Source organism: Phocaeicola acetigenes (assembly GCF_027529745.1).
Classification (GTDB): domain Bacteria; phylum Bacteroidota; class Bacteroidia; order Bacteroidales; family Bacteroidaceae; genus Phocaeicola; species Phocaeicola acetigenes.
In genome coordinates this window covers 1-25,792 of record NZ_JAPZVM010000005.1, presented here as the reverse complement: position 1 = coordinate 25,792, position 25,792 = coordinate 1, and the positions used below count along the sequence as shown (strand labels likewise).

18 protein-coding genes are annotated in these 25,792 nt (G+C 40.6%); 5 read left to right on the top strand and 13 right to left on the bottom strand.

Annotation, left to right across the window (positions count from 1 at the left end):
- Positions 1–22 precede the first annotated feature (22 nt).
- A complete protein-coding gene (locus tag O6P32_RS07665; RefSeq protein ID WP_269877789.1) occupies positions 23–1,237 on the top strand; it encodes an exo-beta-N-acetylmuramidase NamZ family protein in 1,215 nt (404 codons plus the stop codon).
- A gap of 172 nt (positions 1,238–1,409) precedes the next feature.
- Here the strand turns inward: O6P32_RS07665 and ffh are convergent, their stop codons facing one another.
- Positions 1,410–2,735 carry a signal recognition particle protein gene (gene ffh / locus O6P32_RS07660; RefSeq protein WP_178265634.1) on the bottom strand — a complete coding sequence of 442 codons (1,326 nt, stop codon included), beginning with the start codon at positions 2,733–2,735 and terminating at the stop codon, positions 1,410–1,412.
- A gap of 65 nt (positions 2,736–2,800) precedes the next feature.
- The gene (locus O6P32_RS07655; protein ID WP_178265674.1) at positions 2,801–4,123 is read right to left on the bottom strand and encodes an MATE family efflux transporter; all 1,323 of its coding nucleotides are present in this window, start codon (positions 4,121–4,123) and stop codon (positions 2,801–2,803) included.
- Between the two features lie 345 nt (positions 4,124–4,468).
- On the opposite strand from O6P32_RS07655, the gene O6P32_RS07650 reads away from it, so the two are divergent.
- The gene (locus tag O6P32_RS07650) at positions 4,469–5,821 is read left to right on the top strand and encodes an OmpP1/FadL family transporter (protein ID WP_269877787.1); all 1,353 of its coding nucleotides are present in this window, start codon (positions 4,469–4,471) and stop codon (positions 5,819–5,821) included.
- A gap of 89 nt (positions 5,822–5,910) precedes the next feature.
- Here the strand turns inward: O6P32_RS07650 and ettA are convergent, their stop codons facing one another.
- The 5 genes from ettA to O6P32_RS07625 form a co-directional block, all read right to left on the bottom strand.
- A complete protein-coding gene (ettA, locus tag O6P32_RS07645) occupies positions 5,911–7,599 on the bottom strand; it encodes an energy-dependent translational throttle protein EttA (protein ID WP_178265632.1) in 1,689 nt (562 codons plus the stop codon).
- Between the two features lie 21 nt (positions 7,600–7,620).
- Entirely contained in the window at positions 7,621–8,784 is a 1,164-nt protein-coding gene (locus O6P32_RS07640) for an MFS transporter (protein ID WP_269877786.1), read from the bottom strand.
- A gap of 83 nt (positions 8,785–8,867) precedes the next feature.
- The gene (gene panB, locus O6P32_RS07635) at positions 8,868–9,689 is read right to left on the bottom strand and encodes a 3-methyl-2-oxobutanoate hydroxymethyltransferase (RefSeq protein ID WP_178265631.1); all 822 of its coding nucleotides are present in this window, start codon (positions 9,687–9,689) and stop codon (positions 8,868–8,870) included.
- Between the two features lie 68 nt (positions 9,690–9,757).
- Complete coding sequence (locus O6P32_RS07630) at positions 9,758–11,011, bottom strand: Nramp family divalent metal transporter (protein WP_269877784.1); 1,254 nt, start codon at positions 11,009–11,011, stop codon at positions 9,758–9,760.
- Between the two features lie 179 nt (positions 11,012–11,190).
- A complete protein-coding gene (locus O6P32_RS07625; protein ID WP_269877783.1) occupies positions 11,191–12,453 on the bottom strand; it encodes a putative DNA modification/repair radical SAM protein in 1,263 nt (420 codons plus the stop codon).
- Between the two features lie 112 nt (positions 12,454–12,565).
- Here O6P32_RS07625 and O6P32_RS07620 point away from each other — a divergent pair, with 112 nt between their 5' ends.
- A complete protein-coding gene (locus O6P32_RS07620; RefSeq protein WP_269877782.1) occupies positions 12,566–13,465 on the top strand; it encodes a DMT family transporter in 900 nt (299 codons plus the stop codon).
- 749 nt (positions 13,466–14,214) lie between these two features.
- Here the strand turns inward: O6P32_RS07620 and O6P32_RS07615 are convergent.
- Entirely contained in the window at positions 14,215–15,858 is a 1,644-nt protein-coding gene (locus O6P32_RS07615) for a fumarate hydratase (protein WP_178265627.1), read from the bottom strand.
- 199 nt (positions 15,859–16,057) lie between these two features.
- On the opposite strand from O6P32_RS07615, the gene nagA (O6P32_RS07610) reads away from it, so the two are divergent.
- Positions 16,058–17,224: an N-acetylglucosamine-6-phosphate deacetylase gene (gene nagA / locus O6P32_RS07610; protein ID WP_269877781.1), complete on the top strand. Its 1,167-nt coding sequence runs from the start codon at positions 16,058–16,060 to the stop codon at positions 17,222–17,224.
- Between the two features lie 24 nt (positions 17,225–17,248).
- On the top strand, positions 17,249–18,418 hold the full coding sequence (gene nagA / locus O6P32_RS07605) for an N-acetylglucosamine-6-phosphate deacetylase (protein WP_269877780.1): 1,170 nt from the start codon (positions 17,249–17,251) through the stop codon (positions 18,416–18,418).
- Positions 18,419–18,524: 106 nt separating this feature from the next.
- Here nagA (O6P32_RS07605) and O6P32_RS07600 read toward each other — a convergent pair whose 3' ends face one another.
- The 5 genes from O6P32_RS07600 to O6P32_RS07580 all read right to left on the bottom strand — a co-directional run bounded on the left by O6P32_RS07600 (position 18,525) and on the right by O6P32_RS07580 (position 25,051).
- Complete coding sequence (locus O6P32_RS07600; protein WP_269877778.1) at positions 18,525–18,731, bottom strand: Sec-independent protein translocase subunit TatA/TatB; 207 nt, start codon at positions 18,729–18,731, stop codon at positions 18,525–18,527.
- A gap of 190 nt (positions 18,732–18,921) precedes the next feature.
- Positions 18,922–20,130, bottom strand: coding sequence for an ROK family transcriptional regulator (locus tag O6P32_RS07595; RefSeq protein WP_178265623.1), 1,209 nt, complete (start codon positions 20,128–20,130; stop codon positions 18,922–18,924).
- A 458-nt stretch (positions 20,131–20,588) separates the two neighbouring features.
- Entirely contained in the window at positions 20,589–22,028 is a 1,440-nt protein-coding gene (locus O6P32_RS07590) for a sugar porter family MFS transporter (RefSeq protein ID WP_269877777.1), read from the bottom strand.
- Positions 22,029–22,042: 14 nt separating this feature from the next.
- Positions 22,043–23,155: a DUF4434 domain-containing protein gene (locus tag O6P32_RS07585; RefSeq protein ID WP_178265621.1), complete on the bottom strand. Its 1,113-nt coding sequence runs from the start codon at positions 23,153–23,155 to the stop codon at positions 22,043–22,045.
- Positions 23,156–23,179: 24 nt separating this feature from the next.
- Positions 23,180–25,051, bottom strand: a complete 1,872-nt coding sequence (locus tag O6P32_RS07580; protein ID WP_408636055.1) for an FAD-dependent oxidoreductase — start codon at positions 25,049–25,051, stop codon at positions 23,180–23,182.
- Positions 25,052–25,792 lie beyond the last annotated feature (741 nt).

Here is a 25,792-nt window from a genome sequence, read left to right as displayed (position 1 = left end):
TACTAAAAATAATCGGTTTACCATGAAATATAAGCTGCTATTCATTAACCTGTTCTTCTTTCTTTGTCTTTCATGTACTCCGGCATGGGCCCAACTACGTTGCGGAGCCGACCGTACAGAGCTGACATTGCCTCTGCTGAGGGATAAACAAATTGCCTTGATTGTCAATCAGACTTCTATTACGACAAACGGTATCCATTTACTGGACACATTACTCCAATCGGGTATACATGTCACTAAAATATTTGCACCTGAACATGGATTCAGAGGAACAGCTGACGCGGGAGAAGTTATCAAGAACGGCACTGATCTGAAAACTGGCTTGCCTATTGTATCATTGTATGGAAAAAACAAGAAGCCACAACCCGAACAACTGAAAGGTATTGATGCCGTGGTATTCGACATTCAAGATGTTGGCGCCCGATTCTACACTTATATCAGTACATTATATTATGTGATGCAGGCTTGTGCAGAAAATGATAAAGAACTTGTAGTTCTCGACCGCCCCAATCCATGTGATTATGTAGATGGACCTGTACTGAAACCTGCCTATAAAAGTTTTGTAGGAATGCTTCCCATTCCGGTCTTGCATGGCTGCACAATGGGAGAAATGGCACAAATGATAAATGGAGAAAAATGGCTGGGCAACGGACTACACTGCAATCTGACTATCGTACCGGTAGAAGGATGGCAGCATGGAGAAGCATATTCACTACCCGTGAAACCTTCTCCCAATCTTCCCAACGATCAGGCTATTGCTCTCTACCCATCGCTCTGCCCGTTCGAAGGAACCTCTGTCAGTGTAGGAAGAGGAACTCTTCATCCTTTTCAGGTATTGGGTACACCCCTTCTTTCTCTCTCAGACTCCTGCTTTCGCTTCATGCCACGTGCATTGGAGGGGTTCGATAAGAATCCGCTACACAAAGACCAATATTGCTATGGCGACAACTTGCAACACATCGCTCCTCCCCAAGGATTATCGCTTCAATATGTAATAAACTGGTATCAGAAATACAAACAGCAACACAAAGAGAATGAATTCTTCACTCGCCCCCGTTGGTTCGACTTGCTGATGGGAACCGATCTGGTACGTAAAGGGATTATACAAGGAAAATCAGAAAACGAAATTCGAATTGCCTGGCAACAAGAATTAAAAGAATACTGCAGGAAACGGGCCTTGTATCTACTATATACAGATAATGAACACACATCCGTCACATTGATGGGAGTTAATTGACAGCCTCATCCCAAAAAGGTACCTGTAAAAACATTAATACAGATTTTCACTTTTCTGCTATACAAAACCATAAGATAACAAAGAAGCCGATATTATTCATACGAATAACATCGGCTTCTATATATTACACTATCCTTACAGCAGACAGTGCAAATCATGAAATAGAAAATGTTTATCTTTTTTTCATCTTCTGCATCATACCTGCCATTTTGCTACCAGTTACCATCTTCATCATCTTACGAGTAGAATCGAATTGCTTGAGCAAACGATTTACTTCCTGAATGCTGGTACCACTACCTTTGGCAATACGAGTACGACGGCTTCCGTTCAAAATTTCCGGATGGGTACGTTCTTCCGGAGTCATTGAGTAGATAATTGCTTCGATACTCTTGAATGCATTATCATCGATATCAATATCTTTAATAGCTTTTCCTACACCCGGAATCATGGATGCCAGTTCTTTCAGGTTACCCATCTTCTTGATCTGGTGAATCTGAGTAAGGAAGTCATTGAAGTCGAACTGATTCTTCTGGATCTTCTTCTGCAGGCGTTTTGCTTCTTCCTCATCGTATTGTTCCTGTGCACGTTCTACCAGTGAAACAATATCACCCATACCCAGGATACGGTCTGCCATACGTGCAGGGTGGAACTGGTCAACAGCATCCAGCTTTTCGCCAGTACCCACAAACTTGATAGGCTTGTTTACAACTGTACGGATAGACAAGGCAGCACCACCACGAGTATCACCATCAAGTTTGGTCAATACCACACCATTGAAATCGAGACGTTCGTTGAATTCACGTGCTGTATTTACGGCATCCTGACCGGTCATGGCATCTACCACAAACAAGGTTTCATCCGGATTGATGGCTTTCTTGATTGCTTCGATTTCGTTCATCATCTGCTCATCGATAGCCAGACGACCGGCAGTATCGACAATCACCAAGTCATAACCTTTTGCCTTTGCTTCCTGAATGGCATTCAGTGCAATCTGTACAGGATCTTTGCTGTCCAACTCGCTATATACAGGCACTTCAATCTGCTGTCCAAGTACCTTCAACTGTTCGATAGCAGCAGGACGATATACGTCGCAGGCTACCAGCAACGGCTTGCGGTTCTTCTTCGCCTTCAACATACGGGCCAACTTTCCTGAGAAAGTAGTCTTACCAGATCCCTGAAGACCAGACATCAAGATAATGGCCGGACGGTTTTTCAGTTCAATTTCGGCAGTTTCACCACCCATCAACTGAGTCAACTCGTCGTGTACGATTTTGACCATCAACTGGCTGGGTTTAACGGCTGTCAGCACGTTCTGTCCCAATGCCTTTTCTTTTACTGTATCTGTAAAGTTTTTTGCTACTTTATAGTTCACATCGGCATCCAACAATGCACGACGTACATCTTTCAAGGTTTCGGCTACATTGATTTCGGTAATCTTACCCTCACCTTTCAAAATCTTAAACGACCGTTCCAGTCTTTCACTTAAATTGTCGAACATATCTCTTATTTATCTTAATTTCTTCTTTTACAACGAGGTGCAAAATTACAAAAAAATCATTATACTCAAATCTTTTTATTCTGCCATTTTGCTTTTTTCAGATAAATGATGCTACCTGCCAGCATCAGAGTATAATAAATCAGCTCGGTAGTAAAGCAAACATCTACAGGAGCCTTCCATACCATTCCTACTACTACAATATACAAGGCATAAAACACCTGCACAAAGACTTCCAAAATCAAAGCGGCCTGTGTATTACCCGTACCGGATATTCCATTAAAATAGACATTAGCCATCGAAGATATCAACATAGCTCCGCAAACCACATACAAAGCCGACACCGATTCCCGCAGCAAAGCTTCTTCATTAGTATAGACCGACAAGATTACCTGCGGAAAGAGTACACAAAGCGCTACACATCCTATCATTATAAGGAATGACATCCTGGAAATCTTATGCAACAAACGGATAACTAAAGAAGCTCCACCCGAACCAATCAGATTACTTACCAATGTATTGGCTGTAGTAGAAAGAGCCTGTACCGGAATAAGTAATACAATGTATACGCTACGTACAATATTGGCAATAGCCAACTGACGTTGCCCCAAACGTTCGAGTGCCATGAAAAATACAAACCAGATGGCCATCGCTAAAAAATACTGTACCATCGTAAAGCAGGAAATACGTAAAATACGCATGACCATAGCCGGTTCAAAGCGGCCGAAACGATTTAAACCATATTTCTTACGATCTACCTTACAATAGGTATAAATAAAGAAAAACAGCATAGAAGAAGCTTCCGCTATAACAGAAGCCAAAGCCGCTCCACGTACTCCCATCTCCGGAAATCCCCAAGCACCAAAGACCAGTACATAATCTAAGAACACATTAATCACTGCCATTACAATGGCATTCATTGTCAAAACCTTGGTCTGAGTAATGCCGATATACAAGGCACGAAACATTACGTTGACAAAAGCAAACAAGAATCCCCATATACGCCAGGTAAAAAACTCGTATGTGGCATGAAAAATATCGTCCGAAGTAATCAGCATACGCACCAAAGGAGCTGCAGACAAATACATGACTCCCAATAATACCACTGCCATTACAAAACTAAAGACAGTTCCCTGCCACATCACCGGTCCAACAGAGCGGTAATTACCTTCACCATTGCGTCGGGCTATCAGAATCTGAGAACCTACACTAAAACCAAACGCGACTGTATAAATACAAATATACAGTAATCCTCCCATCGCAGCAGCTCCTAAGGCTACTTCACCTACATGGCCTAAGAAAGCCGTATCGGTTACATTTATCACGTTCTGTGCCAAAAGTCCGAGAAAAATCGGATAGGTCACATTCCAGATTTCTTTATTGGTATACATCATGTACAAATGATTTAAATGGCGGTAAGATTGCACAAAGATACGGTTTTTATGCGTATTTATCATCAAAAGGAACAAAAGAGATAGATTGATATAAGAGGCCTCATTCTTGAAAATCCGAAAATGTTCACCATACTCCATTGCCTTTAAATATTCAAACAATTTCTTTCTTATTTTGTCAAGCAATGTTTATCCATCCATTCCATCTCCTAGCGAGAACAACAAATTAATTTCAATAAAAACTATTTCAAATAATATTATCAAGCAGCATCATCTACACATAAATTTTGTTAATGTGCAATTTTATCCTATCTTTGCGCCGAATTTTTACTAAATACCTAACAAATGAGAAAAAAACTACTTATTAGCGCAGCTGCACTAATTGTTTCAATTCCAACTTTTGCAGGGGATTATCTGACAAATACGAATCAACATGCTGCCTTTCTGCGTATGGTAGCACGCGGTGCTTCTATCGATGTAGACGGAGTATACAGCAATCCAGCCGGCCTGGCTTTTCTTGAAAGAGACGGGTTCCACCTTTCTCTGACTGGACAGAGTGCCTATCAGACACGCGGTATTCATGCTAACTACACCACATTCAAAGGTATCAGCAATGGCAAGCCTGAACTGATGAATGCAAACGAATATTATGAAGGTACAGCATCAGCACCTTTCATACCTTCATTTCAGGGGTTATATAAAAAAGGAGACTGGACAATCTCTGCAGGATTTGCGATCACAGGTGGAGGTGGTAAAGCCTCATTCGATAACGGTCTTCCTATGTTCAACTCACTCGTAAAGGCAGGTATTTTCCAGCAATCTGTTGCTGCCGGTCAGCCTATTGGAGCAGAAATGGTTACAATCAACAGTGCTCTTGACGGTACACAATATATCTATGGTGCACAGTTGGGTATTTCCTATAAAATAAACGACTGGCTGTCTGCATACGTAGGAGGACGAATGAACTATGTGAAGAGTAGCTATGAAGGATACCTTAAAGCAAACCTTATCAAGGAACTTGGAGGAGCAGAGCTGATGACTATGGACTTGGACTGCCAGCAAAGCGGATGGGGTGTTACTCCGATATTGGGTATAGATGCTAAGCTTGGCAAACTGAATTTGGCAGCAAAATACGAATTCAAGACGAATCTGAATATAGAAAACAAAACAAATACGCTGAATGTTCCAGCCGGAATTCCTGATGAAGTAATCAAGCCTTATGCCGATGGTGAGCAAACTCCCAGTGATATTCCTTCATTCTTGAGTGTAGCAGCACAATACGAAATTCTGCCTACTCTACGTGCTTCTGTAGAGTATCACTTTTTCGATGACAAACATGCAGGTATGCTGAACAACCGCCAAAAAACTCTTAAGCACGGTACACATGAATACCTTGCCGGTGTAGAATGGGATGTTATCAAAAGACTTACCGTCAGCGGTGGTTTCCAAAAGACAAACTACGGATTGAGTGATGACTTCCAGACAGATACAAGCTTCTATTGCGACTCTTATTCTATCGGATTCGGTGCAAGAGTACACTTTACTCAATCACTCAACATGGATATAGCTTACTTCTGGACCAACTACAGTGACTATACTAAATCCACAGACGACTACAACGGAACAAAAGTTCCGGGAACCGATACTTACAGCCGTACCAACAAAGTATTCGGCTTAAGTTTGAACTATATGTTCTGATTCCAGACACACATCACAAACATCAATAAAAAAAGCTGTTCCCTCAAAAGGAACAGCTTTTTCCATATAATGAAACAAGATATTTATACTTAATCTTCCATCAGTTTACGGTAACGTACACGTTTAGGCTCTACATTACCCATACGTTTCATCTTATTTTCTTCATACTCTGTATACGAACCTTCGAAGAAGAACACTTCGCTGTTTCCTTCGAATGCAAGAATATGAGTACAAATACGGTCGAGGAACCAGCGGTCGTGACTGATGACTACTGCACATCCGGCAAAGTCTTCCAAACCTTCTTCCAGCGCACGCAGTGTATTCACGTCGATATCATTGGTCGGCTCGTCAAGCAACAACACGTTACCTTCTTCCTTCAAAGCCATAGCCAAGTGCAGACGATTACGTTCACCACCCGAAAGCATACCACAAAGTTTTTCCTGATCGGAACCAGAGAAGTTGAAACGGCTCAGATATGCGCGAGCATTTACATCACGGTTTCCCATGCGAATCAAATCGTTTCCACCACTGATAACCTGATATACAGTCTTGTTCGGGTCAATATCCTTATGCTGCTGGTCTACGTAAGCCACCTTTACAGTTTCACCCACTTCAAAGTTTCCTTTATCCGGAGTTTCAAGTCCCATAATCAAACGGAACAAAGTAGTCTTACCAGCACCGTTCGGACCAATTACTCCTACGATACCGTTAGGAGGAAGCATGAAGTTCAAGTCATCAAACAGCAACTTGTCTCCGTACGCTTTTGCCACATGTTGCGCTTCAATAACCTTATTACCCAGACGAGGACCGTTCGGGATGAAGATTTCCAGTTTTTCTTCCTTTTCCTTCACATCTTCATTCAGCAACTTATCGTATGAATTCAGACGAGCTTTACCCTTAGCCTGACGAGCTTTTGGAGCCATGCGCACCCATTCCAACTCACGTTCTAGAGTTTTACGACGCTTGCTTGCAGTCTTTTCTTCCATCTCCATACGTTTGGTCTTCTGCTCCAGCCAACTTGAGTAGTTCCCCTTCCATGGAATACCTTCCCCACGGTCGAGTTCCAGAATCCATCCAGCTACATGATCCAGAAAGTAACGGTCGTGTGTTACCGCAATTACCGTTCCTTCATACTGCTGCAAGTGCTGTTCCAGCCAGTCGATACTTTCAGCATCAAGGTGGTTGGTAGGCTCATCAAGCAACAAGATATCCGGTTTCTGCAACAACAAACGACACAAAGCCACACGACGGCGCTCTCCTCCGGAAAGGTTCTTCACCGACTGGTCTTCGGGCGGACAACGTAATGCATCCATTGCACGTTCCAGTTTGGAATCAAGGTTCCACGCATCAGTTGCATCGATAATATCTTGCAGCTCGGCCTGACGTGCAAACAAAGCATCCATCTTCTCCGGATCTTCATAATACTCCGGCAAACCAAACTTATTGTTTATTTCTTCATACTCAGCCAATGTATCTACAATAGGCTGTACTCCTTCCATCACTACCTCTTTGACGGTTTTTGTATCGTCCAAATGAGGCTCCTGTGCCAAATATCCTACCGAATATCCCGGAGAGAATACAACTTCTCCCTGATAGTTCTTATCCAATCCGGCAATAATCTTCATCAACGTAGATTTACCCGAACCGTTCAGACCGATGATACCGATTTTAGCACCATAGAAAAAAGAAAGGTAGATGTCTTTCAATACCTGCTTGTTATTTTGGAATGACTTGCTCACTCCAACCATTGAAAAGATAATTTTTTTATCGTCTGCCATATTCTTTTTATATTAAATTAGTCATTCTTTTTCGTCTATTCTCTTTACAAAATACCGATGCACATACCCTTCGTACAGCAAAGCTCCAGCCACACAAATACCCAAAGCCCACAAATGCACCTGTTCTACTCTACAGGCATCGGCACACATTCCAAGTAATACACCACCGGCAATACCAGCTTCCCATAGCAACTGATAAGTATGATATCCCGTGCCACGTTCGCAATGACGCGGTAAAAGAATCATCATCCTAAGGAACTGACCGATAGAGAATCCTGTACCGACACCGATAAGCAATGCTCCGGCATAATATGGAGAGTCACCACTTTTCATCCACCAGACAAGCAAACCGGCTGCTGTACACAACTGGCCGATTAGAATTTGTATACGCCCATTCAAAGGAGCTGTATAAATCTGTCTGATTAATAAATAAATCAGAAATCCCCCTCCTATGCAAAGATAAAAAAAAGTATCGGAAACCGTAACGAACAAGATTCCTAAAATAACAGGTACAGAGAGCATATTTATTCCCGGCACCAAAGTACGGAAAAGCAAAAAGCGGTCGAAAGAAAGCAGAGGAAGATTCAACGGTGCCCTGAAGCAAACCACTACCCATGAAACAAGAAGTGCTGCTATACCGCACAACGATGCTGAGACATACAATACGTACTGGAACATGAGCCAATGTCCGATTTCCAATCCCAACAGCACCCCTATCAGCATTCCTAAAATACTGCACCAGGCAAACACCCGATTGGCTGCATTCCTTTTATTGCTGGGAGTTACATCAATCACCAATGTAGCTCCTGTAGCCATGACAGCAATTCCCATCAGCATTCCCTGTAACAGACGAAAACCAACGACCATCCATTCTGCAGTGGCATAAGGATAGGCCAAAGTCAATATTCCCAGCAAAAGTATACTTCGAATCGCTACTCCTTTACGGCTAAAAGCATCGACCAGATAATTATTGAATGCCCCTGGCAAAAAAAGAGCAAGTCCGAAAACCGCCAGCATACAGCCCGACTGTATCTCCGAATATCCCCAATCGGACACCATCCACTGATGAAGAAGAGGAAAGAGAATATATACAGCCGTATAAAACAGAAAGTTTGCAACAATCAGCAGGCAAAAATTACGATTCCATAAAATAGCATTTGCAAACGGATTCAATGATTCTCCCATATAAAATAGGATTAAAAATATTCAGAGAATAACAAAAGACACCTACATCGCGACTTTCTGTCATTCTCTGAAAAGTTTATACATTAATATTGTTCTGATTCATTAGGGAAATCGCATGCTTTCACATCCGCCACATACTGCCCGATGGCATCAGTCATCACGGTATGCAAATCGGCATAGCGACGCAAGAAACGAGGACTGAACCCTTTCGTCATTCCTAACATATCGGCTACTACCAATACCTGACCATCTACAGCACCTCCTGCTCCGATACCAATTACCGGAATAGTCAGTTCGCTTGCCACACGGGCTGCCAATTCTGCCGGAATCTTTTCCAGTACCAAAGCAAAGCAACCGGCCTCTTCAAGCAAATGAGCATCACGTATCAGTTTTTCAGCTTCTTCTTCACCTTTGGCACGTACCCCGTAAGTACCATATTTATTAATAGACTGAGGCATCAGTCCCAGGTGTCCCATTACCGGCATACCTGCGCCGATAATCCGGCGGATGGTATCAATTACCTCTTCGCCTCCTTCCAGCTTCAACGCGTCAGCTCCGGTTTCCTTCATCATACGGATGGCATTACGTACACCGTCGAAAGGGTCGGCCTGATACGAACCAAAAGGCATGTCTACTACAACCAATGCACGCTTCACGCCACGCATTACCGATTTTCCATGATAAATCATCTGATCTACAGTGATAGGCAATGTAGTCACATTACCGGCCATTACATTGGATGCCGAATCACCCACTAATATCACATCAACTCCGGCTCCATCAACAATCTGTGCAATGGTATAGTCGTATGAGGTCAGCATTGATATTTTTTCTCCACGCTGTTTCATCTCAATAAGGCGATGTGTGGTTACTTTCCGCGCATCTCCCGAAAGATATCCTGCCATATATATTTCCTTTTAATAATTAAAAAACGGGGACAAAGTTAGCTGATTCTAATGAGTTTGACAACAAATCAACTGAACAATAGCATAATATTTAAGACAGAGACTACAATAGCTATTGTATATAAGACAAATGTACTCCAACGGGAATTAGCATATTGCCCCATCACACGCTTCGAAGAAGTCAGCCCCACCTGTAAAAAAACAGTAAACGGAAGCTGCATGCTCAGTATCATCTGAGAAATAATCAATCCCTGGAAAGGATTTTCTATAAACATGATGATAACCAGTGCTATTCCCAGTGAAAGAAGAACTCCCAGGCGGGAATGTATATCCTTAATGTGATAAGACTCTCCAAAGATACCAGCAAATATAGAGCCGGCCGCCATTCCGCTGGTAACGGTAGAAGAAATACCTGCCATCAGCAAGGCCAGTGCAAAGATGATACCGGCCTGATTTCCCAACAAAGGATCGAGCAAAGACTTTGCCTGCTGCAACTCCTCTACCGGAGTCTGATGTGCAAAGAAAGTAGTTGCCGCCAAAAGAATCATGGCACTATTAATAGCCCAGCCTACTCCCATAGAGAACAAAGTATCATAAAACTCATATTTCAGAAGTTTCCGGATAGAAGCCTCATCCTTCCGGTTGTATTCACGACTCTGCACCACTTCCGAATGCAAAAACAAGTTATGAGGCATCACAACAGCACCCAGCACGCTCATAATAATCAGCAGACTACCTTGCGGAATACTGGGTACCACCCACGAACGTGCTGCAAGTCCCCAGTCAATATCTACCAAAACCAACTCATATAAAAAAGACAAGCCAATGACAGACACAAAAGCAATAATTGCCCGCTCTATCCGCTTGTAAGAGTTCGTAAAAAGCATAATCACTACCAGTACCGTAGTCAGAACAGATCCCCAGATAATGGGAATATCGAATAGCATCTCCAGCGCAATGGCTCCTCCTAAGATTTCTGCCAGAGAAGTAGAAATAGATGCCAGTACCGCACTTCCCAATATAGGTCTCGCTACCCATTTGGGAGTATATCGGGTAGCAGCCTCACTCAGACAAAGTCCGGTCACAATTCCCAAATGGGCCACATTGTGCTGCAACACAATCAGCATGACAGTAGAGAGTGTCACTACCCACAACAGAGCATATCCATAGTCCGACCCTGCTGCAAAATTGGAAGCCCAGTTTCCCGGATCGATAAACCCTACCGTCACCAGCAATCCCGGACCTATATACTTAAAAAAGTCCAGACCACCCAAATACCGTTTGTGGTCTTTCCGTTTCAATTCTTTTATCAGATTCCACATAAGCCTTCAGTTTTCTATTTCAGTTTGGAAATATTCAATACACCCGGTTCTTTCTATAAAAGAAGATTCGAAGGTTTCATAAATTCACAGATTTAAGAAACAGCTTAACCGGCATTATTATTACAAGGTTCTATTAAATACTAAACAGAATACACGCACAAAGGTTCAAATAAACCTTATCAGTCGAAGGTAAAGTTAAAACTCAACTGACCATCGTCTTTTTTAGGTGACTTGGGCAACAGCAGACGCCGGATGGCAGCAGCACCCAACTCCTGTATTGTTTTTTCCGGCAGTTCATTGCAGGTGATGAAATATTTCGCCTTTTTCATCACTACTCCCATCTTTTTCAACTCATAAAAACCGATACGCGAGAAACGGCGGGACAATACTATGAATTTAGCCGACTTTACTCCGATACCGGGCACCCGTAGTAACATCTCGTAATCGGCAGTATTGACATTCACCGGAAAACATTCCGGATGCCTCAATGCCCAAGCCAGCTTCGGGTCTACTTCCAAATCCAAATCGGGATGCCCGTCGTCTACCAACTCGTCCACCTTAAACTGATAATAGCGCAACAGCCAGTCGGCCTGGTAAAGTCGGTTTTCACGAACCAAAGGCGGCTGCTTCAGTGCCGGCAAACGCTTGTCGTACGTGTTGACTGCCACATAGCCGGAATAATACACACGCTTCATGGTAGAGTTTCCATAAAGCGAAGACGACACTTTCAGAATATCCTTATCTGTTTCGGAAGTGGCACCCACAATCATCTGTGTACTCTGTCCGGCCGGTGCAAAGCGGGGAGCACGACGATAACGGCGACGTTCTTCAGCACTCTCCAACACCCCTTGCTGGATATACTGCATGGGAAGATATACACTCTGATGGTCTTTTTCCGGAGCCAGACGTTTCAGGTTTTCTTCCGTCGGAATCTCCAGATTCACACTCAGACGGTCAGCATAACGTCCCGCCTCAGCCACCAGTTCCCTACTCGCTCCCGGAATACTCTTCAGGTGGATATAACCATTGAAGCGATGCACTTCCCTCAAATCTTTAGCCACACGCACCAGCCGCTCCATGGTATAATCGGGATTACGCACCACACCGGAACTCAGAAACAGTCCTTCGATATAGTTGCGGCGGTAAAACTCCATCGTCAGCTCCACCAGTTCAGACACAGATAAAGTAGCACGCGGAATATCATTACTGATACGGTTAATGCAATACGCACAATCGTAAATACAATAATTGGTGAGCATCACCTTCAGCAAGGAAATACAGCGTCCGTCTTCCGAAAAGCTATGGCAGATTCCCCAGCCCCCTACGGTATTTCCTACTCCCCCCTTCGTATTACGGCGAACCGTACCACTGGAGGAACAAGACACATCGTATTTGGCCGATTCTGTCAGTATCTTCAGTTTTTGTATTACTTGCTCGTTCATATCTCGCCTTTTCTTCCGCTATGAAGTTTCAAAAATAATGAGACTTAGTCTCTTCTGCAAATCTTTCGGATTTTTATCGTAACTTTGCAGGCGTTTTATCAAGCGTACTTTTATGTGGTTATTATTAGCATTCTGCTCGGCAGCACTGCTGGGCTTCTACGATGTATTCAAGAAAAAATCATTGGCAGGCAATGCCGTACTCCCCGTACTGGGACTGAATACACTTTTTTCCAGTCTGATATTCCTTCCGTTTATCCTGCTTTCGTATCTGAAACCGGAAAGTCTGCAAGACACTATTTTCTTCGTACCCGAATCGGGATGGGAAGTGCATAAATTCATTATTCTGAAGTCGTGCATCGTATTGAGTTCATGGATTTTCGGCTATTTTGGAATGAAACATTTGCCGCTTACCCTTGTAGGTCCTATTAATGCGACCCGACCGGTTATGACACTGGTAGGTGCCATGCTGATTTTCGGCGAACGACTCAATGTATACCAGTGGATTGGTGTTATTATGGCCATCATATCCCTGTTCCTGCTCAGCCGCTCCGGGAAAAAAGAAGGTATCAACTTTACACACAACAAATGGATTTGGTTTATTGTTCTGGCAGCACTATTCGGTACAGCCAGCGGATTGTACGACAAGTACCTGATGAATCATTTCAACAACATGGTGGTACAGTCGTGGTACAATATCTATCAGTTGTTTATGATGGGAGGAGTCATTCTCTTTCTTTGGCTTCCCAAGCGTAAAACTACCACTCCTTTTCACTGGAGCTGGTGCATTCTGCTGATATCCGTTTTCCTGACCGCTGCCGACTTTGTATACTTTTATGCTCTGAGCATGGAAGATTCTATGATATCCATTGTATCGATGGTACGACGGGGAAGTGTAATTGTCTCCTTCTTGTTTGGAGCCATGATGTTCCACGAAAAGAATCTGAAAAGTAAAATCATCGATCTGGTGTTTGTACTGATTGGTATGTTCTTCCTGTATTTAGGAAGCAAATAAACTTACCTGTCATCAGATAACACAATGATGCAAAAAACATTCTTTTTCTGTCTTTATTAAAAGAATATACATTTTCAGCTAACGCGTATTTGATACAAAATCCTCCTTTACGCATAGAAAAGGAGGATTTTTTTATTTCAAAAAGCCCTTATATTCTGCTATAAAGCATATTTCAACCAACTCGTAACAGGTGTAAATGCGACTTGTATCGGTAGCTTACGGTACCTGTAACACCGACCAACGATACTTGTATCATCGGGCAACGGTATTAATAGTGTAATCCAATGATACAAACAACGTTTTTTATACCTCATTTTAAGCTCCAAAGTCTGTTTTTCTTTCCTTTTTTGCTTACACAATTTCAATAACATATCGGTTTTATTTTCTGTTCTTTTACAGAGAAAAGACAGCGTTCTACTTATTCATCGCCTTTTATTAAAAGAAACACCAGATGCAGCTATCTTTCTGAATTTCCACAAAGCCTTAAAACGGCTGTTTTTCCCATCACACTCGTACCGGAGCTCAAATATCGCCGTGTAGAGCCCTCTGTTTTGACATTTTGCCAAAGCTATACCTGCCGTTTTTTCTTCACTTGTCCGCTGACATTTTGTAAACAGATACTCCGCCACTTTCCTTCCCCTTTCTTCCTCATAAAAACAAGGCTGCCATCCTCCGTCTTCAACAGACAGAGAATGGCAGCCGATATCAATAACTGCTGTGCCCTACAGGACCAGACAGAAATATTTTACTTATTTGCAGTTACCCGCGCAACGAGGTTTGATTTGTTTGAAGAAATCGTTACCCTTGTTGTCTACCAGGATGAATGCAGGGAAGTCTTCTACTTCAATCTTCCAGATAGCTTCCATACCCAGTTCCGGATATTCTACACATTCGATGCTCTTGATGTTGTTCTGAGCCAGGATAGCAGCCGGACCACCGATAGAACCCAGATAGAAACCACCATGTTTCTTACAAGCATCGGTTACAGCCTGACTACGGTTACCCTTAGCCAACATAATCATAGAACCACCGTGACTCTGGAACAGGTCTACATACGGGTCCATACGTCCTGCAGTAGTCGGACCCATAGAACCACAAGCCATACCAGCAGGAGTCTTAGCCGGACCAGCATAGTAAATAGGATGATCTTTGATATACTGTGGCAAGTCTTCTCCACGATCCAGACGTTCTTTCAGCTTAGCGTGAGCAATATCACGGCCTACAATGATTGTTCCGTTCAATGACAAACGAGTTGCTACCGGATATTTGTCAAGTTCAGCCAGGATTTCCGGCATAGGACGATTCAGGTCAATCTTCACAGCATTACCTTCACCAGCCTGACGCAATTCTTCCGGAATCAGTTCACCCGGATTAGAATCAAGTTTTTCAATCCAGATACCGTCTTTGTTGATTTTACAACGGATGTTACGGTCTGCCGAGCAAGAAACGCCCAAACCTACCGGACAAGAAGCACCGTGACGAGGCAAGCGGATGATACGTACATCGTGTGCATAGTATTTACCACCAAACTGAGCACCCAAGCCAATGCGGTGAGCTTCTTCCAATACTTGTTTTTCCAATTCTACATCGCGGAATGCACGTCCGTATTCATTACCTGTAGTAGGCAAGTTATCGTAGAAACGGGTAGAAGCCAATTTTACAGTCAGCAAGTTCTTTTCAGCGGAAGTACCACCGATTACAAATGCAATGTGATAAGGAGGACAAGCAGCTGTACCCAGAGTTTTCATCTTTTCTACCAGGAACGGAACCAATGTAGCCGGATTCAAGATAGCTTTTGTTTCCTGATACAGGTAAGTTTTGTTGGCAGAGCCACCACCTTTTGTTACGCAAAGGAATTCATACTCCATACCCTGAGTAGCTTCGATATCAATCTGAGCCGGCAAGTTGCAACGAGTATTTACTTCTTCATACATAGTAAGCGGCGCATTCTGAGAATAGCGAAGGTTTTCTTCTGTATAAGTTTTGTATACACCTAAAGACAAAGCTTCTTCATCGCAATATCCAGTCCATACCTGCTGTCCTTTTTCGCCATGTATAATAGCTGTACCAGTATCCTGACAGAAAGGCAATACACCTTTTGCAGCTACTTCTGCATTGCGCAGGAATGTCAATGCTACATACTTGTCGTTATCGCTTGCTTCCGGATCGGTAAGGATTTTTGCAACCTGTTCGTTGTGCGAACGGCGCAACATAAACGAAACATCACGGAAAGCGGCATTAGCCATTGCTGTCAAACCTTCTTTTTCAATCTTCAAGATAGGTTTTCCTTCAAACTCGCTTACTGATACATAATCTTTGGTAAGCAAATAGTATTCAGTTGTATCTTTACCGTGTTCGAACATCGGCTGATACTTGAATTCAGGTGTTGCCATAATTATCTGTTATTAATTAAATGTTAGTTATCGTGGAAGCAAAGGTACAAAGTATTATCGAAATTTTTCCTTAATGAAGGATAAAATCTTTATGAATTATAAATCCGGCATGAAACAATTGCTTTTTTTCTTTCCAACGTCAATGAAATGGCTAACTTTGCAGGAAATTAATTTATCAACATAAGTATATAAAAAGTCCATGTTAACTCAAATTATTAATGCACGCATCCTTACTCCACAAGGATGGTTGAAAGACGGGTCCGTATTAATACGCGACAATAAAATTCTGGAAGTTACCAATTGCGACTTAGCTATCGTAGGCGCCAAACTTATCGATGCCAAGGGTATGTATATTGTTCCCGGAGGAGTAGAAATTCACGTACACGGCGGTGGAGGAAGAGACTTCATGGAAGGTACAGAAGATGCTTTCCGCGCTGCCATCAATGCTCACATGAAGCACGGTACCACAAGTATATTCCCGACCTTATCTTCGTCTACCATCCCCATGATCCGTGCAGCTGCTGCCACAACTGAAAAGTTGATGAAAGAGCCTAACAGCCCTGTGCTCGGACTCCATCTGGAAGGACATTACTTCAACATGAAGATGGCCGGAGGACAGATGCCTGAAAATATCAAGAATCCTGATCCTGAAGAATACATCCCACTATTGGAAGAAACCAACTGCATCAAACGCTGGGATGCCGCTCCGGAATTACCGGGTGCCATGGTGTTCGGTAAATACATCACATCCAAGGGTGTACTGGCAGCAGTAGGACATACACAAGCCGAATTTGAAGACATTTACACCGCTTATAATACCGGGTATACACATGCCACTCACTTCTACAATGCTATGCCGGGATTCCACAAACGCCGTGAATACAAATACGAAGGAACTGTGGAAAGTATCTACCTGATAGATGATATGACGGTAGAAGTGGTAGCAGATGGTATTCACGTACCTCCTACTATCTTGAAACTGGTTCATAAGATTAAAGGGGTAGAAAGAACTGCACTGATTACCGATGCGCTGGCTTGCGCTGCCAGTGACAGTCAGGAGGCATTCGACCCTAGAGTTATTATTGAAGATGGTGTATGTAAACTGGCCGACCGTTCGGCATTGGCCGGCAGTATCGCTACAATGGACCGTCTGATTCGTACCATGGTACAGAAAGCCGAAATTCCTCTGGAAGATGCAATCAGAATGGCTTCGGAAACACCGGCACGCATCATGGGGGTATTGGATAGAAAAGGTACACTGGAAAAAGGAAAGGATGCCGACATCATTGCTTTGGACGACAACCTGAACGTAAGAGCCGTATGGGCAATGGGAGAATTGGTAGAAGGTACCAATACTCTTTTTTAACAGAAACAAAAGGAGGATATAATTATGCTTACACAAATAATTAACGGACATATCCTTACCCCACAAGGATGGATGAAAGATGGTTCCGTACTTATCAACGATGGAAAGATTCTTGAAATTACCAACAGTGACCTGGCTGTCATCGGTGCTAAGGTAATTGATGTAAAAGGAATGTATATCGTACCAGGTTTTGTCGGTATGCATGTGCACGGAGGTGGAGGACATGATTTTACGGAAGCTACAGAAGAGGCCTTTACCTGTGCGGTAAATGCTCACCTGAAACATGGAGCTACTTCTATATTCCCTACGTTGTCTTCTTCCAGCTTCGAGACCCTTTCACAAGCAAGCCAAGTCTGCGAAAAACTTATGTCTCAATCCGGTTCAGTTATTCAGGGATTGCACATTGAAGGTCCTTATTTGAACAAGAAGATGGCTGGTGCACAATGGGAAGAATTTCTGAAAGAACCTAATCCGGATGAATATATTTCTCTATTGGAGAAAACACACTGTATCAAACGTTGGGATATCAGTCCTGAACTTCCTGGAGCACATGATTTCGCTCATTATACCTCATCCAGAGGTATTCTGACTGCTGCTACCCATACGGAAGCAGAATTTCAGGATATCAAAGAAGCTTTTGCCGCTGGATTTACTCATGCCGCTCATTTCTACAATGCAATGCCTGGTTTCCACAAACGTCGTGAATACAAATACGAAGGTACTGTAGAAAGTGTATATCTGATTGATGATATGAGCGTGGAAGTGATAGCTGATGGAATTCACCTGCCTGCTACGATCCTGAAACTGGTATACAAACTGAAAGGAGTAGAAAAGACTTGTCTGGTAACAGATGCATTGAAGTATGCAGCTTATGATGGTGAAATATCAAGTGACAGCCGTTATATCATTGAAAACGGAGTATGCAAGTTGAAAGATCATTCTTCACTGGCAGGTAGTCTGGCAACAATGGACACATTGGTACAAGTCATGGTAAAGAAAGCTAATATTCCATTGGCAGATGCAGTGAGAATGGCTTCTGAAACACCGGCACGTATCATCGGTATCTCTGATCAGAAAGGTAGTCTGCAAAAAGGTAAAGATGCTGACATCGTAATTCTGGATAAGGATATCAATGTGCGTTGTGTATTCTCTAAAGGCGAAATAGTAGACGGTACTTGTACTATTATTCACTAAACTGAATATTTTACTCAATAAAGACGGATACGGTGTATTTCTAAAAGGGAATAAGTAACTTTTTAGAAATACACCGTATCTGTCTTTATACAATATTTCACTCCGTCTATTCTTTTTCAGGTACTTTTTTCTCAGGATTTTCTTTAGTAATACTCTCTATATCATTCATACCATCACGAAAACTTTTTACACCCTTTCCAAAGCCTTTCATTAATTCCGGAATTTTCTTTCCTCCAAATAAAAGCAATATAATCAAGACTATAAAAATCAATTCCTGGGCACCAAACCCAATAAATAACAAAATCGTGCTCATATATATAAATTTAAGCTATAAGTATAGAGTATATTTTTAAATAATTAATAAACCTAATACAAAAATAGGATTTATTTTATAATACTACCCAGGATTTAAGCCTAAAATAGTTAATATTATATTGGGTCAGAAAAAATTTACCTGCTTGCCCAAATAGATTTTCCAGACAAACAGGTTATTCTATCGAAGACTACTGTTCAAACATGCTTCTGCGGGCCAACATACAAGCACCAACAACTCCTGCCTTATCTTGCAACTGCGACAACACAATAACTGAATCTCTATTTACCAAATTCAAAGAATACTTTCGTACAGCACTTTTAATAGGTTGTAAAATATAATCACCAGTCTGCGCCAAAGCTCCTCCAATAATTACCATTTCCGGATTCATCAGGTTAATCAAACCAGCCAGATAACGCCCCAACTTCTGACCAATTTCCTCTACCAATTCAATACAAAGCAAATCTTCTTTATTCGTAGCTTCTATAATATCTCTCAATGTCACTCCTACATTATCATTCAATACGGCTTCCGACAAAATAGACTGTTTGCCTTCACGTACACATTGCACCAGATTACGGTATAAAGCAGCACCCGATACCTCTGTCTCCAAACATCCCCGCTTTCCACAATGACAAAGAATTTCATTATCGAATACATTAAAATGTCCGAATTCTCCGGAAAATCCTGATTTTCCAGTATAAATACTACCGTTTACTATCAGTCCAGCTCCTAATCCCCAACCAATATTGATAAATATAACATTGCGTTCTCCTTTTACAATACCCTTAACAATTTCACCGTAAGTCATGGCACGGGTATCATTATCAATTGTTACTTTATAACCTATTTTTTCGGTCATTATTTCGGCCAAAGGACGTTCCTCAAAATTGAATAAACTAAAACTATATCCTAATTCGGGATTGACACGCCCTGAAATATTAATCCCCACATTCAAGATTTTTTCCTTATCAATATTGGACTGGGATATAAAGTCTACAATATAACTACACAATCTGTTTAAACCCTCTGGAGTATTTTCTGTTTCATAGGGAATTCCCATTCTTAAATCGACAAAATCTCCCATAAAGTTCATCAAGCCAATATTCAAACTAAATTTTTTGATATCAACCCCAACAAAATATCCAGCATCTGTAGTCAAGCCATATAGAGTGGGAGGACGTCCCTCACTTGCTTCCTGTTTACCATAGCTCATAAGATAGCCATCTTCACACATTTCCATAATAAACTTTGTAACAGTAGGTACACTCAGATCGAGTTCTTTAGACAAGTCGGGAATGGTAGACGAACGATTATACATATAATAAGTAATAATCCGCTTTTTAGTCTGCGCACTTTTTGAACCTCTCTCAATTTCTTTAAGCAGATTTTGTGTCATAACTATTTTATTTTACTATTTATTACAAAAATACGACTTTATTTTATAAATAAAGAATGTTTACAAAGTTAAAAATTAGAAATAAAAACAAAGGAGAGCATAGTTCTTTACTAAAAGGATGAATAAAGTTAAACAATTTAAAATACCATAAAGGCTTCATTCCTTTTCATCTACAATAATAGAATATTACATCCAAAGAATATTGCTTCATATAAATATCACAGTAAAAACAAACATTAAATAAAAATGGACAAAACCAATTAGGGATTCAGCACTATCCTACCCTCTCTTTACTAAAAAAGGCCATAAATAATCTTCGGAAATATCATATTCGGATTTGACAAACGGCAATCTAAAGCCATAAAGACAAACAGTTCAGCAAGAAGAATCCTGCCAAACTGTTTACCGTTTACCTTAACCCTTAAAACTAATCATTTATCAACAAATTCAATTATTCCTTATCGTTTCCTTTTAATTACTTCTTTTCTTTTTGATCCATTCTTCCAATATAATTCTATTTCTTCCAAAGACTTTCCAGCCGTTTCGGGCATCAATTTCCAAACAATAAGAATGTAAGGTATACACATTACAGCAAATAGAAAGAAAGTTCCACCCGGTGTCAGATAAGTCAAAAGCCATGGAGTTAACTGTCCGACTAAATATGTTCCGACCCACAAAGACAAACCAGCAATAGACATTGCTAAACCCCGTACACGGGTTGGATACATTTCGGATAAGAGCACAAAAATAACAGCACTGATCGATCCTGCACAGAAAAATACATATGCAAGAAAAAATACTAGCATAACTACACTGGACAATTGGAACCGTTCACTCAAAATAAAATAAAGACCAATCATTATTAAAGAGAGTATCATTCCTGATACGCCATAATAAATCAATTTTTTACGACCTATTTTATCTATTATAAGCAGTGCAAAAATACTGGTTAGGGTATTTACTAATCCTACAAGAACTTGATAGTACAGAGAATCTCCTCCCGACAAACCTGCATTTTCAAAAATAGAAGGCCCATAGTACAACACAGCATTTACTCCCATGAATTGTCCTAAAATAGCAATACACACGCCTATTATTACAGCTTTTAAAATGCCTGGCTGTGATAATACAGACCAGTCTGAATTTTTACTTTCGGTTTTTAATACAGATTCGGTCATTCCAATATGCTCTTCTACGGTCTGTACAGAGCGATAAATACGGAATAAAATTCCTTTTGCTTTTTCTTTTTTATGAGAGACTATCAGCCAGCGCGGACTCTCAGGTATAAAGAATATTACCAGCAAGAATAAAAGAGCAGGAACAGACTCCATACCTAACATTCCTCTCCAGACTTCGGATACCATAATGTATTGAAGTATCGGTGTTTCTAAAAGCGGATTGCTCTGAGAATAGAGTAAAAGATAATAATTGACAATATATGCACTTAAAAAACCTATTGTTACGGCGACCTGATACAATGATACAAGTCTGCCTCTATACTGTGTAGCGGCAACCTCTGATATATACAACGGAGAAACTATGGAAACAATACCTATTGCAACTCCTCCTAAAATTCTTGCCCAGACAAGGTGTACAAAGTCGGAAGCTATCGTACACCAGATTCCGGAGGCTGAAAACAGCAAAGCGGAAAGAATCATGACAAGCTTGCGCCCCCATTTGTCACTAAGAATACCAGCCATAGACACCCCGACAATGGAGCCTACAAGGGCACATCCTACATACCATCCTTGCTGCCAGTCATTTAATTTAAATTGTTCTGTTACTTGTCCTATTGTTCCAGAGATAACTGCTGTATCGTATCCGAATAATAAACCTCCAACAGCGGCAACCAAAGACAAAAAGAGCATGTAGCCCATATTTAATTCTAAACTACGCATAACTCTCTGATTATTTATTTTATATCAAAATATTCTTTATAACGATTGTATAAATGCCCGGCCTGAAGATAAGCCGACTGAGGACTCATGAAATGAGAGAACTCAAAAGTAATGGCTTTGTCATATCCGGCACGTTTGGCAGCTTCGAGTTTCATACGTAATTTATCAAACTTTATCGGGAAGAAGCGGATGGGCATATCACGGTCGAAAGATTCTGCATTCGTCCAACATTCCATACCATATTTATCGGCTAACTTCTTATTTACAGAGAAAAAAGCATCCAGTTCATCGTAATCAATATGTCCGTCTTGAAATGCACAAGCATCTACTACATCATGGATTCCATCGAATATTTCATTCCAGTCGCGCTCATGTTCTTGCACAGAGATAGATTCTTCACGGGTCAATTTACCTGTGCCCATTACTGCTTTTTTTCCATCAATCCAGGGGGATATAAATGTAGGCAAGCCATTGGAAACATCTTTACATTGTTTTCCCATCGTATGAAAAGCGTCTATAGCACCTTTGGTTTGACGGCTAATTTCACCACTGATATACCATCCTCCAAAGCTTTTATACTTTTCTCCATACATTTCCCAGGCTTCATCTATTACATATTTATTGTCTTCAATCTCCCAACTCAAGTCACCAGTATCCCAATACCTTCCAGAGTCATACAAGCCAAAATAAAACTTCATTCCATATTTCTCTGCAAGACGCAAATACATATCAACCAGATCTACTGAAGGCATATAGCATCCCTTCTTTAATAAGTATTTGGAAGGATAAGTGATGAATTTACGATATCCTGAACGAATGAGAATAACTGTATCAATTCCCATACTTTTCATATATTGAAAATCTAGGTCCCATTCAGCCTCTCCCCAGTTTTGATGAGGTATATCGTGTGAAATTTCATCCAGAAATGTTCCGGTTATAGGCAGACCATTCTTCTTGGGAACAATTAATGTGCTCGGCTTTCCCGCAACAAGGTTTCTTCCATTTATTTTATTCTTTTGGGAAGCAGTAGTATCTTTACAACTCTCAAAAAGAGTCGGAATTGCTAAAGCAGATGCACTAGCAAGCAATGATTTCTTTAAAAAGTCACGTCGGGTAGTATTTTTCATAATATCAACAATTTATATAGTAACCTATTGAATAAACTCTCCTTTTATATTCACAGCCTTTGAATGAAATGGATCTAGAATATGGTCAACAATCACAGCCATTTCCCCGCGTGTTATATCAACATTTGGATTCCATCTTTCTAACCCACAATCCAACCATATCTTTTCAAAATCAGAAGATAAGTCTTTTCCTTCTGATTTCGCTATATCCTGAACCAACCCCATAAGTTTTTCTACTGATACAGGTTTTAAAGACTTCAAATCAACCTTATTCTTTATTTTCGGATAAAAATTACAAAGATCTTCCAACTCAGCAGAAAGCAAAACGGAATCAGCTCTTAGCCATGTCTGATTAGACCATCCTACATTTTTTCCCTTACCTCTTAAGATTCCTGATGCACCAATTCTCTGATAAGATGCAAATCTTTTATCGGAAACCGGTACGTCTAAATAAGGCAGCAAATAACCTTTTGAATCTAAAATTATATCTTGTACGTCTCGTACTGAAACTTCGTCTATATCCTTATCCTGAGAAACAGCTAAGGCAGCTAAGGCACCGGCAGCTTGACCAATTTGAAGAACTACAGGTTGTAGACGAGTAGTTCCATTGACTATATTCGAAACTGATATTGATTTTTCAGCAACAATTAGGCCGTCAATATCCTTGGGTATCATCACTCCTAATGGTAAGCCATAGGAAGGTATTGGATGAAAATATAAATCGGGTAACTCTTCTCCTCCCCGATAACGGGTATGATGGTGATCAACAGGATAATCTCCTACTGCTATACAGGTGCGATAAAGAGGATATTGCTGGTCATAAGGATTCATTATATGATTCAAATTAAAACGTACCAGACCATGGATACGTCTGGATTCACGGTGATAAGGGATAAAAGGCAACTTATCAGATGTAGGATATTCATCATCAGCCAAACCTAATGTGTTATATCCCAATTCTTTCTGTAAGAAGTATATAAAACGTATTGTATGGTCTTTTGCAGCCTGAAGTGCTTCTTTACGTTCCTCTGGCAACATCTCCACCAGATTTATATAATAATCATTACCCTCTATGGGCCAGTTTATCATATATTTATTATTTGGCAGTTTACCATATGTGATCATTTTATCTTTAGACCATATTCTATCGGGCTCTTTTGGAGATTTACATAACTGATTTGCACAAGCGCATGCAAATTCTGTAGGAGAATAGCCTTTTGGCTCAGGGATAGTTACATCTACCCCATAATCTTTCAGAATAGCTACATAAGTCAAATCCTGTATGATCCCATTTGCATTATCGGGAGCAATGCTTTCGTTTGTTGAATCACGACTCTCCATCCCTATGTCATAGCCTACTCCACAAGATTTGGCTACATCTCCCAATTCTGTTGCATCGATTAAGACTTTAGAGACCACTATTTCCGTTGTTCCATCCGGCCTTAATAGTGTAACTTTCCAACAATTGTTTTCACGTTCTATATTCTTCCAAACTGTATCAAAATAAACATTCAAGTTTTTTTCCTGATTCACCATTTCACAAAAGACTTGATTACCTACCGAAGGCTCAAACAGCACATTACTAACCCATCCGGTTTTTAAAGAATCACGACTTCCATAATAAGCTATTAATCTTGATTGGAATTCTCCCCAAATTCCAGCAGGAAGATTATAGTTCCCATCAACAGCACTAACTCCTGCAGAAGTCAACATTCCCCCTAACCAAGAAGTCTCTTCTACTATTAAAGTATTTACTCCAGAGCGAGCAGATTGAAGTCCGGCAGCCACACCACTTGTACCTCCTCCTACAACTAAAACATCTACATTTAAGATAGGAGAATTTTCGGAACAAGATGAAATAAATAAGGAACAAAAGAATAAAGCTAAAGTTCTTATACCTTTTTTCATAGATTCATTAGACTAACTCATTATTTACCTAGGCAAATATATAAATTAATTTATTTATTTTCAAATATAAAAAGAAATTATTTTATTTATGCAGATGAAATAAAAAAATATATTTCATTATAGATAGCAAACATAATAATTACATTAATAAAGCTTATATTAAAATGATTGTCATGTGAACATAAAAAATATCCTCATTTCAATGTTCAACCAAATTTTCAACCGGGAAAATATTTCAGCAATTTAATAATACCATAAATATCCATCAAATAAATACTATCATTATAGAATTAACAAACTCTATCACAAAGTAATCTACTTTATAAAAGAAAAGATAGGGAATGATCACACCTTTGAAAATTTCGCTTTTCATAATAAATAAACTCTATCAAAAATTGAAACAAGGTATTTAAAATCAATGATAATAATGTTTATTAGTTTATGGTAAAAATATTTCCTCTAGACCATCTCTATACAAAAAGGAAGGAATACAAGTTTACTCTTTATATGATATCACCATCTATATTACAATAAGATTCATTTTTCATCTCAAATATCAAAACACCTATACGAAGAGAATAGATTAGAAATCTACAAGATATTTCAAGCCATTCTTAGGCTTTTTCATTCACGAATTAGCATATAGCTTAAAAATGCAAGAAACATAAAAGACAGCCTCGTAAAACCGAGGAGCAAGCCTTCAGAAGCAGAGGATGCATACACACATCA

Coding starts and splice junctions, on each gene's coding strand:
- O6P32_RS07665 (WP_269877789.1), top strand. CDS start 23: ATGAAATATAAGCTGCTATTCATTAACCTGTTCTTCTTTCTTTGTCTT.
- ffh (WP_178265634.1), bottom strand. CDS start 2,735: ATGTTCGACAATTTAAGTGAAAGACTGGAACGGTCGTTTAAGATTTTG.
- O6P32_RS07655 (WP_178265674.1), bottom strand. CDS start 4,123: ATGTATACCAATAAAGAAATCTGGAATGTGACCTATCCGATTTTTCTC.
- O6P32_RS07650 (WP_269877787.1), top strand. CDS start 4,469: ATGAGAAAAAAACTACTTATTAGCGCAGCTGCACTAATTGTTTCAATT.
- ettA (WP_178265632.1), bottom strand. CDS start 7,599: ATGGCAGACGATAAAAAAATTATCTTTTCAATGGTTGGAGTGAGCAAG.
- O6P32_RS07640 (WP_269877786.1), bottom strand. CDS start 8,784: ATGGGAGAATCATTGAATCCGTTTGCAAATGCTATTTTATGGAATCGT.
- panB (WP_178265631.1), bottom strand. CDS start 9,689: ATGGCAGGATATCTTTCGGGAGATGCGCGGAAAGTAACCACACATCGC.
- O6P32_RS07630 (WP_269877784.1), bottom strand. CDS start 11,011: ATGTGGAATCTGATAAAAGAATTGAAACGGAAAGACCACAAACGGTAT.
- O6P32_RS07625 (WP_269877783.1), bottom strand. CDS start 12,453: ATGAACGAGCAAGTAATACAAAAACTGAAGATACTGACAGAATCGGCC.
- O6P32_RS07620 (WP_269877782.1), top strand. CDS start 12,566: ATGTGGTTATTATTAGCATTCTGCTCGGCAGCACTGCTGGGCTTCTAC.
- O6P32_RS07615 (WP_178265627.1), bottom strand. CDS start 15,858: ATGGCAACACCTGAATTCAAGTATCAGCCGATGTTCGAACACGGTAAA.
- nagA (WP_269877781.1), top strand. CDS start 16,058: ATGTTAACTCAAATTATTAATGCACGCATCCTTACTCCACAAGGATGG.
- nagA (WP_269877780.1), top strand. CDS start 17,249: ATGCTTACACAAATAATTAACGGACATATCCTTACCCCACAAGGATGG.
- O6P32_RS07600 (WP_269877778.1), bottom strand. CDS start 18,731: ATGAGCACGATTTTGTTATTTATTGGGTTTGGTGCCCAGGAATTGATT.
- O6P32_RS07595 (WP_178265623.1), bottom strand. CDS start 20,130: ATGACACAAAATCTGCTTAAAGAAATTGAGAGAGGTTCAAAAAGTGCG.
- O6P32_RS07590 (WP_269877777.1), bottom strand. CDS start 22,028: ATGCGTAGTTTAGAATTAAATATGGGCTACATGCTCTTTTTGTCTTTG.
- O6P32_RS07585 (WP_178265621.1), bottom strand. CDS start 23,155: ATGAAAAATACTACCCGACGTGACTTTTTAAAGAAATCATTGCTTGCT.